General features: G+C 71.3%; 12 protein-coding genes. 11 read left to right on the top strand and 1 reads right to left on the bottom strand.

The window, feature by feature from the left end:
• Window positions 1–16: 16 nt before the first annotated feature.
• The 5 genes from ABZ354_RS06640 to ABZ354_RS06620 all read left to right on the top strand — a co-directional run bounded on the left by ABZ354_RS06640 (window position 17) and on the right by ABZ354_RS06620 (window position 6352).
• Window positions 17–601 carry a sigma-70 family RNA polymerase sigma factor gene (locus tag ABZ354_RS06640; RefSeq protein ID WP_358653630.1) on the top strand — a complete coding sequence of 195 codons (585 nt, stop codon included), beginning with the start codon at window positions 17–19 and terminating at the stop codon, window positions 599–601.
• Between the two features lie 50 nt (window positions 602–651).
• Complete coding sequence (locus tag ABZ354_RS06635; RefSeq protein ID WP_358653628.1) at window positions 652–1416, top strand: zf-HC2 domain-containing protein; 765 nt, start codon at window positions 652–654, stop codon at window positions 1414–1416.
• A 122-nt stretch (window positions 1417–1538) separates the two neighbouring features.
• Entirely contained in the window at window positions 1539–3881 is a 2343-nt protein-coding gene (locus ABZ354_RS06630) for a UvrD-helicase domain-containing protein (protein ID WP_358653626.1), read from the top strand.
• A 426-nt stretch (window positions 3882–4307) separates the two neighbouring features.
• Complete coding sequence (locus tag ABZ354_RS06625) at window positions 4308–5732, top strand: NAD-dependent malic enzyme (protein WP_358653624.1); 1425 nt, start codon at window positions 4308–4310, stop codon at window positions 5730–5732.
• Between the two features lie 338 nt (window positions 5733–6070).
• Entirely contained in the window at window positions 6071–6352 is a 282-nt protein-coding gene (locus ABZ354_RS06620; protein WP_358653622.1) for an HU family DNA-binding protein, read from the top strand.
• 166 nt (window positions 6353–6518) lie between these two features.
• Here the strand turns inward: ABZ354_RS06620 and murA are convergent, their stop codons facing one another.
• Window positions 6519–7859, bottom strand: coding sequence for a UDP-N-acetylglucosamine 1-carboxyvinyltransferase (gene murA, locus ABZ354_RS06615; protein ID WP_358653620.1), 1341 nt, complete (start codon window positions 7857–7859; stop codon window positions 6519–6521).
• A gap of 254 nt (window positions 7860–8113) precedes the next feature.
• Between murA and ABZ354_RS06610 the strand changes: the two genes are divergently transcribed.
• The 6 genes from ABZ354_RS06610 (at window position 8114) to ABZ354_RS06585 (ending at window position 14084) form a co-directional block, all read left to right on the top strand.
• Window positions 8114–8686, top strand: a complete 573-nt coding sequence (locus tag ABZ354_RS06610) for a YqgE/AlgH family protein (protein WP_358653756.1) — start codon at window positions 8114–8116, stop codon at window positions 8684–8686.
• Between the two features lie 29 nt (window positions 8687–8715).
• Window positions 8716–9003 carry a DUF3039 domain-containing protein gene (locus ABZ354_RS06605; RefSeq protein ID WP_358653618.1) on the top strand — a complete coding sequence of 96 codons (288 nt, stop codon included), beginning with the start codon at window positions 8716–8718 and terminating at the stop codon, window positions 9001–9003.
• 216 nt (window positions 9004–9219) lie between these two features.
• Window positions 9220–10518, top strand: a complete 1299-nt coding sequence (locus ABZ354_RS06600; protein WP_358653616.1) for an extracellular solute-binding protein — start codon at window positions 9220–9222, stop codon at window positions 10516–10518.
• Window positions 10515–11498: a sugar ABC transporter permease gene (locus ABZ354_RS06595; RefSeq protein WP_358653614.1), complete on the top strand. Its 984-nt coding sequence runs from the start codon at window positions 10515–10517 to the stop codon at window positions 11496–11498. Before ABZ354_RS06600 ends, ABZ354_RS06595 begins: the two co-directional genes overlap by 4 nt.
• 29 nt (window positions 11499–11527) lie before the next feature.
• Window positions 11528–12373, top strand: a complete 846-nt coding sequence (locus ABZ354_RS06590) for a carbohydrate ABC transporter permease (RefSeq protein WP_358653612.1) — start codon at window positions 11528–11530, stop codon at window positions 12371–12373.
• A 4-nt stretch (window positions 12374–12377) separates the two neighbouring features.
• Window positions 12378–14084: a beta-N-acetylhexosaminidase gene (locus ABZ354_RS06585; RefSeq protein ID WP_358653610.1), complete on the top strand. Its 1707-nt coding sequence runs from the start codon at window positions 12378–12380 to the stop codon at window positions 14082–14084.
• Window positions 14085–14376: the final 292 nt, after the last annotated feature.

Genomic DNA, 14376 nt, shown 5'->3' with positions numbered 1-14376 from the left:
GCCCCGGACATCGGAGGTGGGCGTGCGCAAGGATTCCGTCGTGGCCAGGGAACGCGGACCGAGGGCCCGGCATCGCATGCCCCAAGCCTCGTCGGAACCCGACGAGGACCTGATGCGCGCCCTCTACCGCGAGCACGCCGGACCCCTGCTCGCCTACGTGCTGCGCCTCGTCGCCGGCGACCGCCAGCGCGCCGAGGACGTCGTGCAGGAGACGCTCATCCGTGCCTGGAAGAACGCCGGCCGGCTCCATCGGGCGACCGGATCGGTACGCCCCTGGCTGGTGACGGTCGCCCGGCGCATCGTCATCGACGGCCACCGCAGCCGGCAGGCCCGGCCTCAGGAGGTCGATCCGTCGCCTCTGGAGGTCATCCCCGCGGAGGACGAGATCGACAAGGCGCTGTGGCTGATGACCCTCTCCGACGCCCTCGACGACCTGACCCCGGCCCACCGCGAAGTGCTGGTCGAGACCTATTTCAGGGGGCGTACCGTCAATGAGGCGGCCGAGACGCTGGGCATACCCAGCGGCACCGTCCGCTCACGGGTGTTCTACGCCCTGCGTTCGATGAAGCTGGCACTGGAGGAGCGGGGGGTGACGGCGTGATGAGTGGTCACGGGGGCTACGAAGCAGGCGGTGCGGGTATGTCTGGCCCCATGCAGGGATCTCCGGCGCCGGACGAACACGAGACGGTCGGCGCCTACGCCCTCGGCCTCCTGGACGACGCCGAGGCCACCGCCTTCGAGGCGCATCTGGCGGCCTGCGAGTGGTGTGCCCAGCAGCTCGACGAACTCGCCGGCATGGAGCCCATGATGGCCGCGCTCGCGGATCTGCCCGGTGCCGGCACGCCCGCGGTCGCGGAGTCGCTGTCGGCCAGGCCGAGCCCGCGCCTGGTGGACGCGCTCGTGGACGAGGTCGCCCAGCGCCGCGCGTCCAAGCGGCGCCGCAACCTCTACCTGGTGGGCGCGGCGGCGGCACTGATCGTCGGCGGCCCGTTCGCCGCCGTGGCGACGACCGGCGGCGGAGACGACGGCAACCGGCCGCTCCGGGCGGACGTGAGCCCCGCGCAGGCGGCGTTCGACGAGATGGGCGAGAAGATCACGGCGACCGACCCGGCCACCAGGGTCACCGCGACGGTCGCCATGGAGGAGAAGGCCTGGGGCACCCACGCGGTCCTGCGGCTGAAGAACGTGACGGGCCCGCAGAGGTGCTCGCTCGTCGCCGTCGGCAAGAACGGCGAACGCGAGACCGTTACCTCGTGGTCCGTCCCGGGCTGGGGCTACGGCGTCCCGAGCGCCAAGACCGACCAGGCCAGGCAGCCGCTGTACGTGCACGGCGGCGCCGCCTTCGAACCCCACCAGATCGACCGCTTCGAGGTCATGACGTTCGACGGCGAGCGTCTCGTCGAGGTGGACGCCTGACAGATCGGGGCCGGACGCGCCCCGGTCGGGCCGGCGGGCCGCCCCAAGTGTCCCCTCGCTTTCCGGCGGGGCCCCCTTTCGCGTACGGTTGACGGCTGCCCAGCACGTCAGAAGGGGGCCCGGTGGCCGCTCAGGCTCAACAGGAAACCGCGGTTCAGGCTCAGCGGGAATCCGCGGTTCAGGCTCAGCGGGATTCCGCGGTCGACTCGGTCCGGGACCGGGAGATCGAGGTCGAACAGGAACACCTCGACCGGGTGTACCGCCGACTGGAGGAGAAGATCCACGAGGCGGAGTTCCTCATGCACGACGCCGCCCAGCGCGGCCACGTCGGCACGCCCGGCGCGCTCGCCGAGCGGGACGCCCAGGTGTTCCGCGCGGGCGTACACCTGAACCGCCTCAACAACGAGTTCGAGGACTTCCTCTTCGGGCGTATCGACCTGCTGCCCGGCAAGGACGGCAAGAAGGGACCCGACGGCGCGTACACCGCCGTGGAGCCGGCCGACGGCGCCGTCCGCGACGACGACACCGCCGACATCGCCGAAACCCTGCACATCGGCCGCATCGGCGTCCTCGACCAGGACTACGCCCCGCTGGTCATCGACTGGCGGGCGCCCGCCGCCGCGCCCTTCTACCGGTCGACGCCGGTCGACCCCGGCCGGGTCGTCCGCCGCCGCGTCATCCGCTCCAAGGGGCGGCGCGTGCTCGGCGTCGAGGACGACCTGATGCGCCCCGAACTGACCGCGTACCTCGACGGCCGGGAGCTGCCCGTCGTCGGCGACGGCGCCCTGATGGCCGCGCTCGGCCAGGCCCGCGGCCACACCATGCGGGACATCGTCGCGTCCATCCAGGCCGAGCAGGACCTGGTGATCCGCGCCCCCGCCGCGTCCGTGACGTACGTCGAGGGCGGCCCCGGCACCGGCAAGACCGCCGTCGCCCTGCACCGCGCCGCCTACCTCCTCTACCAGGACCGGCGCCGGTACGCGGGCGGCATCCTCATCGTCTCGCCCACCCCGCTGCTCGTGGCGTACACCGAGGGCGTGCTCCCCTCCCTCGGTGAGGAGGGGCAGGTCGCCATCCGCGCGATCGGCTCGCTCGCCACGGACATCGCCGGCGCCGAGGCGACGGTGTACGACTCCCCGGCCGTGGCCCGCGCCAAGGGCTCGTCCCGCATGCTCAAGGTGCTGCGGAAGGCGGCGCGCGGCGCCCTGGAGGCGAACACCTCGCCGGACCGGCTGCGGGTGGTCGCCTTCGGCCGCCGCCTGGAGCTGGAGGCGCCGGAACTGGACCGCATCCGGCAGATCGCCCTGGGGGGCACGGCCCCCGTCAACCTGCTGCGCCCGCGCGCCCGCAAGCTGCTGCTCGACGCCCTGTGGGAGCGCTCCGGCGCCGGGGCCCGGCACACCGACCCGGAGCTGGCCGCCGAACTGCGTTCCTCCTTCGACGAGGACGTCACCTCCGAGGACGCCTTCCTCGCCTTCCTCGACGCCTGGTGGCCGGAGCTGACCCCGAGGACGGTGCTCGCGGCGATGGCCGACGAGCGGCGACTGGGCCGCTGGTCCCGGCGCGTCCTCAACCCGGGTGAGGTCCGCAAGGTCGCCCGCTCCCTGAAGCGGGACGCCCTCTCGGTGCACGACGTCGCCCTGCTCGACGAGCTCCAGGCGATCCTCGGCACCCCGGCCCGCCCCCGCCGCAAGCGCGAGCTCGACCCGCTGGACCAGCTCACCGGCCTGGAGGAGCTGATGCCGGTGCGCGAGGAGACGCAGCGCGAGCGCGCCGAGCGGCTGGCCCAGGAGCGCACCGAGTACGCGCACGTCATCGTGGACGAGGCCCAGGACCTCACCCCCATGCAGTGGCGCATGGTCGGCCGCCGCGGACGGCACGCCACCTGGACGGTCGTCGGCGACCCCGCCCAGTCCTCCTGGTCCGACCCGGAGGAGGCGGCCCGGGCCCGCGACGAGGCCCTCGGCACCCGTCCCCGGCGCCGCTTCACCCTCACGGTGAACTACCGCAACCCCGCGGAGATCGCCCAGCTCGCCGCCCGGGTGCTGGCCCTGGCCATGCCGGGCGCCCAGTCCCCGGCGGCGGTGCGCTCCACGGGCGTCGAGCCGCGCTTCGCCGTCGTACGGGACTCCCTCGCGGACACCGTCCGGCAGGAGGCGCGGCGACTGCTGGACCGGGTCGACGGGACGGTCGGCGTGGTCGTCGCGATGAACCGGCGCGAGGAGGCCCGGCGCTGGCTCGCCGGACTCGGCGACCGCGTCGTCGCGCTCGGCAGCCTGGAGGCCAAGGGCCTGGAGTACGACGCGACGGCCGTCGTCTCCCCGGCCGAGATCGCCGACGAGTCCCCGGCCGGTCTGCGCGTCCTGTACGTCGCGCTGACCCGTGCCACCCAGCAGCTCACGGTGGTGTCGGCGGAGCGCGACGAGCCCGACGCGGCCGGGGTGCCGGACCTGATGAGGGAGTGACGGGCCGGGGACCCGGGGCCCGCTCCCGGGGTCCGCGAGGCGCCCGCTTCCGGGGTCCGCGAGGGGCCCGCTCCCTGGGCCCGGCCGGGTGGCGCGGAAAGGAAGCGCAAGGAAGTCGCGGCGCGGGAATGGCCTTACCGCGAGGGTTTGTTAGCCTGGGTGTGGCACCGGCTCGATCCAAGCCCCCGGGCCCAACCTTCGTCGCTTCGAGCGACCACTTGCCGCGAGGCGAGCATGGCGGGTCGGTGTCATGAACGTACGAGAGGCCCACGTCACCACGTGACGTGGGCCTCTCGCATGGCCGCCGTCGCCGCGCCGCTGTGAACAAAACAAACGCAATCCGGAGCGGTTACCACGTACTCGGTGGTAGGTGCGACCATCGGACAGCACAACTTCGCGACACGGTGAAAGCAGAGGAAGTCCGCCATGGCAACGGCGCCCAGCGTCTCCTACTCGATGACCATCCGGCTGGAGGTGCCCGCCAGCGGAACGGCCGTCTCGCAGCTCACCACCGCCGTGGAGTCCTCCGGAGGCTCGGTGACCGGCCTCGACGTCACCGCGTCCGGCCACGAGAAGCTCCGCATCGACGTCACCATCGCGGCCAGCTCGACCTCCCACGCCGACGAGATCGTGGAAAAGCTGCGCGGCATCGAGGGCGTCACGCTGGGCAAGGTCTCGGACCGTACGTTCCTCATGCACCTCGGCGGCAAGATCGAGATGGCGTCGAAGCACCCCATCCGCAACCGCGACGACCTGTCCATGGTCTACACGCCGGGTGTGGCCCGGGTCTGCATGGCCATCGCCGAGAACCCCGAGGACGCCCGCCGCCTCACCATCAAGCGCAACTCCGTCGCCGTCGTGACGGACGGCTCCGCCGTGCTGGGCCTCGGCAACATCGGCCCGAAGGCCGCGCTGCCCGTCATGGAGGGCAAGGCCGCCCTGTTCAAGCGGTTCGCCGGCATCGACGCCTGGCCGATCTGCCTCGACACCCAGGACACCGACGCGATCGTCCAGATCGTCAAGGCCATCGCCCCGGGCTTCGCCGGCATCAACCTGGAGGACATCTCCGCGCCGCGCTGCTTCGAGATCGAGGCCCGGCTGCGCGAGGCCCTCGACATCCCCGTCTTCCACGACGACCAGCACGGCACCGCGATCGTCGTCCTCGCCGCGCTCACCAACGCGCTGCGCGTCGTCGGCAAGGGCATCGAGAACGTCCGCGTCGTGATGTCCGGCGCCGGCGCGGCCGGTACGGCCATCCTCAAGCTGCTGCTCGCCGCCGGCCTGAAGAACGCCGTGGTCGCCGACATCCACGGCGTGGTGCACGCCGGGCGCACGGACCTGGTGGACGCCGCCGCGGACTCGCCGCTGCGCTGGATCGCCGACAACACCAACCCCGAGGGCCTGACCGGCACCCTCAAGGAGGCCGTGCGCGGCGCCGACGTCTTCATCGGCGTCTCCGCCCCGAACGTCATCGACGGCGACGACGTGGCCGCGATGGCCGACGGCGGGATCGTGTTCGCACTCGCGAACCCTGACCCGGAGGTCGACCCGGCCGTCGCCCGACAGAGCGCGGCGGTCGTGGCCACCGGCCGCTCGGACTTCCCGAACCAGATCAACAACGTGCTGGTCTTCCCGGGTGTGTTCCGCGGTTTGCTCGACGCGCAGTCGCGTACCGTCAATACGGACATGATGCTGGCCGCCGCCAAGGCCCTCGCCGACGTGGTGACCGAGGACGAGCTGAACCCGAACTACATCGTGCCCAGCGTCTTCAACGACAAGGTCGCGGGCGCGGTCGCCGGCGCGGTGCGCGACGCCGCGAAGGCGGTCGGAGCGGCTGCGTCGGGGTCGTAGGAACCCCTCGCCACGACTGTGAGGATCGCCACGGCGGTGTTTCGTACCGGCGCGTCGTGGAACGCGGAGGCCCCGGCTGCCCTCTAGGGTGGCGGCCATGTTCGGGGCCTCCACCCCCGTTTCATGGTGCCCGGGGACGTTCTCGCGGCACCCGCGGGTGCCGGATTGGCTTTCCCCCTGCTGGTGGAGGCAGGATGCGTCCCTGGGCGCGAGGGTCTGACGACGGACCCGGGTCCGGGGACTCACCGAGGACCCTGGCAGCATCGGCTTCGCTGGCCCAACATGCGGCTTGGCCGCGTGGCACGCCGCAACGGCAAGAAGAACACGGGAGTAACAACATGAACCGCAGTGAGCTGGTGGCCGCGCTGGCCGACCGCGCCGAGGTGACCCGCAAGGACGCCGACGCCGTGCTGGCCGCGTTCGCCGAGGTCGTCGGCGACGTCGTCTCCAAGGGCGACGAGAAGGTCACCATCCCCGGCTTCCTGACCTTCGAGCGCACCCACCGTGCCGCTCGCACCGCGCGCAACCCGCAGACCGGTGAGCCCATCCAGATCCCGGCCGGATACAGCGTGAAGGTCTCCGCGGGCTCCAAGCTCAAGGAAGCGGCCAAGGGCAAGTAGGGCGCCGTAGGCCGTGCGGGACCGCAGCCACCGACGGCTGCCGGCCCGTTCCGGCCGGTCGAGCGCGGTTCCCCGCGCCCCTTCGGGGGCGCCGCGCCACACGCCGATGGGGCGGTCACCCGAGTCCGGGTGACCGCCCCATTCGCCTGCCGGAGGTCCGCGGGGATCAGCCGAGCGCCTTGCCCGGCAGCTCCACCTTCGCCCCCAGTTGCACCAGCTTCTCCATGAAGTTCTCGTAGCCGCGGTTGATCAGGTCGATGCCGTGGACGCGGGACGTGCCCTGGGCCGCGAGGGCGGCGATCAGGTACGAGAAACCGCCGCGCAGGTCCGGGATGACCAGGTCGGAGCCCTGCAGGCGGGTCGGCCCCGACACCACGGCCGAGTGGAGGAAGTTCCGCTGGCCGAAGCGGCAGTGCGAGCCGCCGAGGCACTCGCGGTAGAGCTGGATGTGGGCACCCATCTGGTTCAGCGCGGACGTGAAGCCCAGCCGGGACTCGTACACCGTCTCGTGGATGATCGACAGGCCCGTGGCCTGCGTGAGCGCCACGACCAGCGGCTGCTGCCAGTCGGTCTGGAAGCCCGGGTGGACGTCCGTCTCCAGCGCGATCGACTTCAGCTGCCCGCCGGGGTGCCAGAAGCGGATGCCCTCGTCGTCGATCTCGAAGGCGCCGCCCACCTTCCGGTAGGTGTTCAGGAACGTCATCATCGAACGCTGCTGCGCGCCGTGGACGTAGATGTTGCCCTCGGTGGCGAGCGCCGCGGACGCCCAGGAGGCGGCCTCGAGGCGGTCCGGCAGGGCGCGGTGGGCGTAGCCGTCGAGCTTGTCCACACCGGTGATGCGGATGGTGCGGTCGGTGTCCATCGCGATGATGGCGCCCATCTTCTGCAGGACGCAGATGAGGTCCTCGATCTCCGGCTCGACCGCCGCGTTCGAGAGCTCGGTGACGCCCTCGGCGAGGACGGCCGTCAGCAGGACCTGCTCGGTCGTGCCGACGGACGGGTAGGGCAGCCGGATCTTCGTGCCGCGCAGCCGCTGCGGGGCCTCCAGGTACTGGCCGTCCGCGCGCTTCTCGATCGTCGCGCCGAACTGCCGCAGCACGTCGAAGTGGAAGTCGATGGGCCGGCCGCCGATGTCGCAGCCGCCCAGGCCCGGGATGAAGGCGTGGCCGAGACGGTGCAGCAGGGGGCCGCAGAACAGGATCGGGATGCGGCTGGAACCGGCGTGGGCATCGATGTCAGCGACGTTGGCGCTTTCGACGTGCGTCGGGTCGAGGACCAGCTCGCCGGGTTCGTCGCCCGGCCGGACGGACACGCCGTGCAGTTGCAGCAGACCGCGTACGACGCGCACGTCACGGATGTCCGGAACGTTGCGCAGCCGGCTCGGCGCACTGCCGAGGAGAGCGGCGACCATGGCCTTCGGTACGAGGTTCTTCGCACCGCGGACCCGGATCTCGCCCTCCAGCGGGGTGCCGCCGTGGACAAGCAGGACATCGTCGTTGACGGTCATGAATCTCGCGTTCCGTGGAAGTCGGACAGGGGCCGGACAGACAGACTAATGGGCCCACACCTCCCTCCAGTAAGCCTGTGGACAACAGGGTCCGGACCGAGCCACCCGCTGACACGAAAACGTTCCTTCGCGGGCACGCGCCGTCACTGTCGCGCGCGTGCGCATGGAATGCTCCCGTGCGCCCTGAGCTGCGTACCCTCTGGCGGCCCCCGCCGTCTCCCCACGGGACCGGGAGATGCGGGATCATGTCTGCCATGACCGAGGTGTCCTCGCTCACAGGGCGGCTGCTCGTGGCAACGCCCGCCCTGTCGGACCCGAACTTCGAGCGCGCGGTGGTGCTCCTTCTCGACCACGACGAGGAGGGCTCGCTCGGCGTGGTCCTCAACCGCCCCACCCCGGTCGACGTGGTCGACATCCTGGAGGACTGGGCCGGCCTGACCGGCGAGCCCGGCGTCGTCTTCCAGGGCGGCCCGGTGTCCCTGGACTCCGCGCTCGGGGTCGCCGTCGTCCCCGGCGACGCGTCGGGGGAGCGCGGCCCGCTGGGCTGGCGCCGGGTGCACGGCGCGATCGGCCTGATCGACCTGGAGGCCCCGCCCGAGCTGCTGGCCTCCGTCCTCGGTTCGCTGCGGATCTTCGCCGGGTACGCCGGCTGGGGCCCGGGCCAGCTGGAGGACGAGCTGGCGGAGGGCGCCTGGTACGTCGTCGAGTCCGAGCCCGGCGACGTCTCCTCGCCCGCGCCGGAGCGGCTGTGGCGCCAGGTGCTGCGCCGCCAGCGCGGCGATCTCGCCTTGGTGGCGACGTATCCGGACGACCCTTCGCTGAACTGATGTCCGTGAGCTTCAGTACCCTTGCTGGCATGAGCACTCTTGAGCCCGAGCGCGGGACTGGTACGGGGACCCTCGTCGAGCCGACGCCGCAGACCTCGCACGGTGACGGTGACCACGAGCGCTTCGCCCACTACGTCCAGAAGGACAAGATCATGGCGAGCGCGCTCGACGGCACCCCCGTCGTGGCGCTGTGCGGCAAGGTGTGGGTGCCGGGCCGGGACCCGAAGAAGTACCCGGTGTGCCCCATGTGCAAGGAGATCTACGAGTCCATGGGCGCCGGTGGCGACGACAAGGGCAAGGGCGGCGGCGACAAGTAGCCGACGCGACCAGCGGGGCCCCCGGGTGCGTTTTGCGCGCCCTGGGGGCCTTTGTGCTGTCCGGGCGCCGCTCGGTGGGCGTGGGCCGGTCACAGAGTGGTGGAGACCTCTTGCGGCCCTCTTGTGGCCCGGTTCGGACAGTCCTTAGCCTCCGACGTGTTGTGCACCGCGAAACCTGCATTGCGTATGTTGCAACGCCTACCGGAGGAACACCGCATGAAGCTGTCCGTCCGTTTCGCCGGGGCCGCCGCCGTCGCGGCCCTCCTGGCCACCGCCTGCGCCCCGGCAACCTCCGGCACCTCCGGCTCCGGCGAGGACGAGAGGACCGGCACCCTGCGCGTCTGGCTCTTCCAGGAGGTCAACAACAAACCCAAGGAAGAGGTCGTCGACCGCGTCCTCGCCGGCTTCGAGAAGGCGCACGAGGACACCGAGGTCAGCGTCGAGTACATCCCCGTCGAGACCCGCGCCCAGCGCATCAAGGCCGCCTTCAACGACCCGAAGAGCGCCCCCGACGTCGTCGAGTACGGCAACACCGACACCGCCGGATATGTGAAGGACGGCGGGCTCGCCGACGTCACCGCCGACTTCTCGGCCTGGGACGAGGCCGACGACACCGACCCGACCGCCCGCCGGTCGGTCACCGTCGACGGCAAGGTCTACGGCGTCCCCTACTTCGTCGGCGTGCGCGCCCTCTACTACCGCACCGACGTGTTCCGGGAACTCGGCCTCGACGTCCCGAAGACGCAGGACGAACTGATCGCCACGGCCAGGAAGATCCGCGCCGCCCGGCCCGGCATGTACGGCCTCGCGGTCGGCGGGGCCTACACCTACGGGGCGCTGCCCTTCGTGTGGGCGAACGGCGGCGAACTGGCCACCGGCAAGGGCGGTTCGTACGCCGCGGCGGTCGACAGCCCCGCCGCCCGCAAGGGCATCGCGGCGTACACGTCCCTGTTCGGCGACGACAACTGCCCCGCCGCCACGTGCGCGGGCATGGGCGGCAACGACACCGTCACCGCGTTCGCCTCCGGCAAGGCGGGCATGGCGATCGGCGGTGACTTCAGCCACCAGGCCGTCGAGGCGGGGAAGGTGAAGGGCTCGTACGCGGTCGTGCCGCTGCCCGGTGTCGAAGCGGGCGAGATCGCTCCGGCGTTCGCTGGCGGCAACAACATCGGTGTCCTGAAAAGCACCTCGCACCGCACTCTCGCCGTCGACCTGATGAAGCGGCTCGCCGCCAAGAAGGCGCAGGAAGAACTCTTCGGCGCGATGGGCTACCTGCCCACCTTCACCGACGTACGGCAGGACGTGGCGAAGAAGGAGCCCTTCGTGAAGCCGTTCGTCCGGACGCTCGCCGCCGGCACCAGGTTCGTGCCCGCCTCGCCCGCCTGGGCGCAGATCGACTCGTCACTGGTCCTGCCGACCATGTTCCAGGAGATCGTCAGCGGCAAGAAGGACGTGGCGGGAGCGTCCGCGGACGCGGCGCGGAAGATGAACGACGCGTTCGGCTCCGCCGGATGACGAGGAAGAGCCCGGCAGACGCGGACCGGTGGCAGCAGAGGGCGCGTCGTGACCGGTCGCGCCCCCGCGCCGGCAGCCGCCCGAGCGGCACGGCCCCGCGCACCCGGGCGGGCTCCGCCACGCCCTGGCTGTATCTCGCCCCCGCCCTCGTCGTCCTCGCCGGGCTGCTCGTCTATCCCGTCTACCAACTCGGCCTGATCTCGTTCCTGGAGTACACCCAGGCTCAGGTCAGTGGCGGGGAGCCGACCACGTTCAAGGGGTTCGGGAACTACGCCGAGTTGGTCCGGGACGGGCAGTTCCGGCAGGTGCTGCTGGCGACCGTGCTGTTCGCCGCCACATGTGTGGCCGCCACGCTCACGGTGGGCTGCGCGCTCGCCGTGCTCCTCACGCGCGTGCGCGCACTGCCGCGGCTCGCGCTGATGACGGCGGCACTGGGCGCGTGGGCCACCCCGGCGGTCACCGGGTCCACGGTGTGGCTGTTCCTCTTCGACCCGGATTTCGGGCCGGTCAACAGGGTTCTCGGCCTCGGCGACCACTCCTGGACGTACGGCCGGTTCAGCGCCTTCGCCCTCGTCCTGCTCGAAGTGGTCTGGTGCTCCTTCCCGTTCGTCATGATCACCGTGTACGCCGGGATCCGCACCGTGCCGGACGAGGTGCTGGAGGCCGCGGAGCTGGACGGCGCCTCGCAGTGGCGTGTCTGGCGCTCGGTGCTCGCGCCGATGCTCCGCCCGATCCTGATGATCGTCACCATCCAGTCGGTGATCTGGGACTTCAAGGTCTTCACCCAGATCTACGTCATGACGGGCGGCGGCGGCATCGCCGGCCAGAACCTGGTGCTGAACGTGTACGCGTACCAGAAGGCGTTCGCGTCCTCGCAGTACAGCCTCGGCTCCGCGATCGGTGTCGTGATGCTGCTGATCCTGCTCGCCGTGACGCTCGTGTACCTGCGGCTGCTGCGCCGCCGGGGGGAGGAACTGTGAGCCTCGTGAAACACACCTCCGGAAGACCGGTGAACGGCGTGCGCGGACGGGTCCGCAGGCCGGGCCGGCTCGCGGCCGAGGCGGCGGCGCTGCTCGTGGCGTCCGCGGTCGCCTTCCCCCTCTACTGGATGGTGCTCGGCGCGTTCAAACCGGCCGGCGAGATCGAGTCGTCCGAGCCGCGGCCGTGGACCCTGGCGCCTTCGCTGGATTCCTTCCGACGGGTCTTCGGACAGCAGGAATTCGGCCGGTACTTCGTCAACAGCCTTGTCGTCGCGGGCACCGTGGTGATCGTTTCGGCGCTGATCGCCTTTCTCGCCGCGACCGCCGTGACGCGATTCCGGTTCCGCTTCCGGACCACTTTGCTGATCATGTTCCTGGTGGCGCAGATGGTGCCGGTGGAGGCGCTCACGATCCCGTTGTTCTTCCTCATGCGGGACTTCGGCCAGTTGAACACGCTGGGCTCGCTGATCCTGCCGCACATCGCGTTCTCGCTGCCGTTCGCGATCTGGATGCTGCGGGGCTTTGTCAAAGCCGTACCGGAGGCCCTGGAAGAAGCCGCCCGCATCGACGGCGCGAGCCGCTCCCGATTCCTCTGGCAGATCCTTTTCCCCCTCGTCTTCCCGGGGCTCGTGGCGACCAGCGTGTTCTCGTTCATCTCCACCTGGAACGACTTCCTGTTCGCCAAGTCGTTCATCATCAGCGACACCTCCCAGTCGACGCTTCCGATGGCGCTGCTGGTGTTCTACAAACCCGACGAGCCGGACTGGGGCGGGGTGATGGCGGCATCGACGGTGATGACGATTCCGGTGCTGGTCTTCTTCGTCCTCGTACAGCGGCGGCTGGTGTCGGGACTCGGCGGAGCAGTGAAGGACTGACGTGATGGACATGACCCCCCTGAACCCCGTGGCCCCCCGGCTCCCCCTGATCCCCGGGCCCCGCGCCGCGACGGACGCCGGGCCGCGTTTCCTCGAACTCGGCCCCCGCACCGGGCTGGCCGCCGGGCCGGGAACCGAGCGCACCGAGCGCTGGCTGCGGGCCACCCTCACGGCGGCCACCGGCCTGCCCCTGCCCCCCGGGGACACGGCCGGTACGGAGCGGACCGGCACCATCCGCCTGCGCGTCGACCCGTCGGCGACGTGGGCGGCGGGAGCCACGGAAGGCGCGGCGGGCACCGCGGACGCCCGCGAGGAGAGTTACCGGCTCACCGTCTCGCCGGACGGCGTCGACCTCGTGGGCGGCGGCCCCGCCGGGCTGTTCTGGGGCGCCCAGACGCTCCGGCAACTGCTCGGCCCCGACGCCTTCCGCCGCGCCCCGCTGCCGGGCCGTACGTGGCGCCTGCCCCTGACGGACGTGCGGGACGCACCCCGGTTCGGCTGGCGCGGGCTGATGCTCGACGTGGCCCGGCACTTCATGCCCAAGGACGGCGTGCTGCGCTACCTGGACCTGATGGCCGCGCACAAACTCAACGTCCTGCACCTGCATCTGACGGACGATCAGGGCTGGCGTATCGAGATCCGGCGGTATCCGGGGCTGACCGGGACCGGTTCCTGGCGGGCTCGCACGAAATTCGGCCACCGGGCGTCCCCCCGGTGGGAGGACAAGCCGCACGGCGGTTACTACACGCGGGACGACATCCGCGAGATCGTCGCGTACGCGGCCGAGCGGCACATCACCGTGGTCCCCGAAATCGACGTACCCGGACACTCGCAGGCCGCCATCGCCGCGTACCCCGAACTCGGCAACACCGACGTCGTCGACACCGCCGCCCTCACCGTCTGGGACACCTGGGGCATCTGCCCCAACGTGCTCGCGCCGACCGACCACACCCTGCGGTTCTACGAAGGTGTCTTCGAGGAAGTCCTGGAACTGTTCCCGTCGGAGTTCATCCACGTCGGCGGCGACGAATGCCTCAAGGACCAGTGGCGCCGCTCGGCCGCCGCGCAGGCCCGCATGCGGGAACTCTCCCTGCCCGACGAGAACGCCCTCCAGGCGTGGTTCACCGGCCACTTCGACACCTGGCTCACCGCGCGAGGGCGCCGGCTCATCGGCTGGGACGAGATCCTGGAGGGCGGCCTCGCACCCGGCGCGGCGGTGTCGTCGTGGCGCGGCTACCGGGGCGGCATCGAGGCGGCGCGGGCCGGGCACGACGTCGTGATGTGCCCGGAACAGCAGGTGTACCTGGACCACCGGCAGGACCCGGGCGCGGACGAGCCGGTCCCCATCGGCTACGTCCGCACGCTGGAGGACGTGTACCGCTTCGACCCGGTTCCGCCGCAGCTGACCGCGGCCGAGGCGCGCCATGTGCTGGGCACCCAGGCCAACGTGTGGACGGAGGTGATGGAGGACCAGGGGCGCGTCGACTACCAGGTGTTTCCCCGGCTCGCGGCCTTCGCCGAGGTCGCCTGGAGCGCGCTGCCCGCACCCGCGGAACGGGACTTCGACGACTTCGAGCGCCGTATGGCCGTGCACTACCGGCGACTCGACGCTCTGGGCGTCGCATACCGGCCACCCGCCGGGCCGCATCCGTGGCAGCGCAGGCCCGGCGTACTCGGCCGCCCGATCGAGGGACCGCCGCCGGAGGCGTGACGGCCCGCCCCGGAGGCGCACGACCTGTCCCGTCCGAACAGGCGCGGAGAAAGTCCCGAACACACGAGAGACAAGTCCAGGGGCAAACATGTGCAAATATCACTGAAGCGTGCCAATTCGCGCGCTTGAGCGAAGCCCGCCCAAATCGGGTGATCTGCGACGCGAGGTGGGCGAACTCCTCCTAGCGGACCCCCGCGTTCTCGTCCTGCGAAGATGTGCCAGAGTTGCCACGTCCGCCCTGTCGGCACGTACCGTACGGCCAACAAAGGCGGGATCAGGGGCAGCGGGAAGG

Origin of the sequence: Streptomyces sp. NPDC005925 (genome assembly GCF_040638805.1) — a bacterium.
GTDB lineage: Bacteria > Actinomycetota > Actinomycetes > Streptomycetales > Streptomycetaceae > Streptomyces.
The sequence above is the reverse complement of the archived record's forward strand: the minus strand, read 5'-3'. Positions and strand labels throughout refer to the sequence as shown.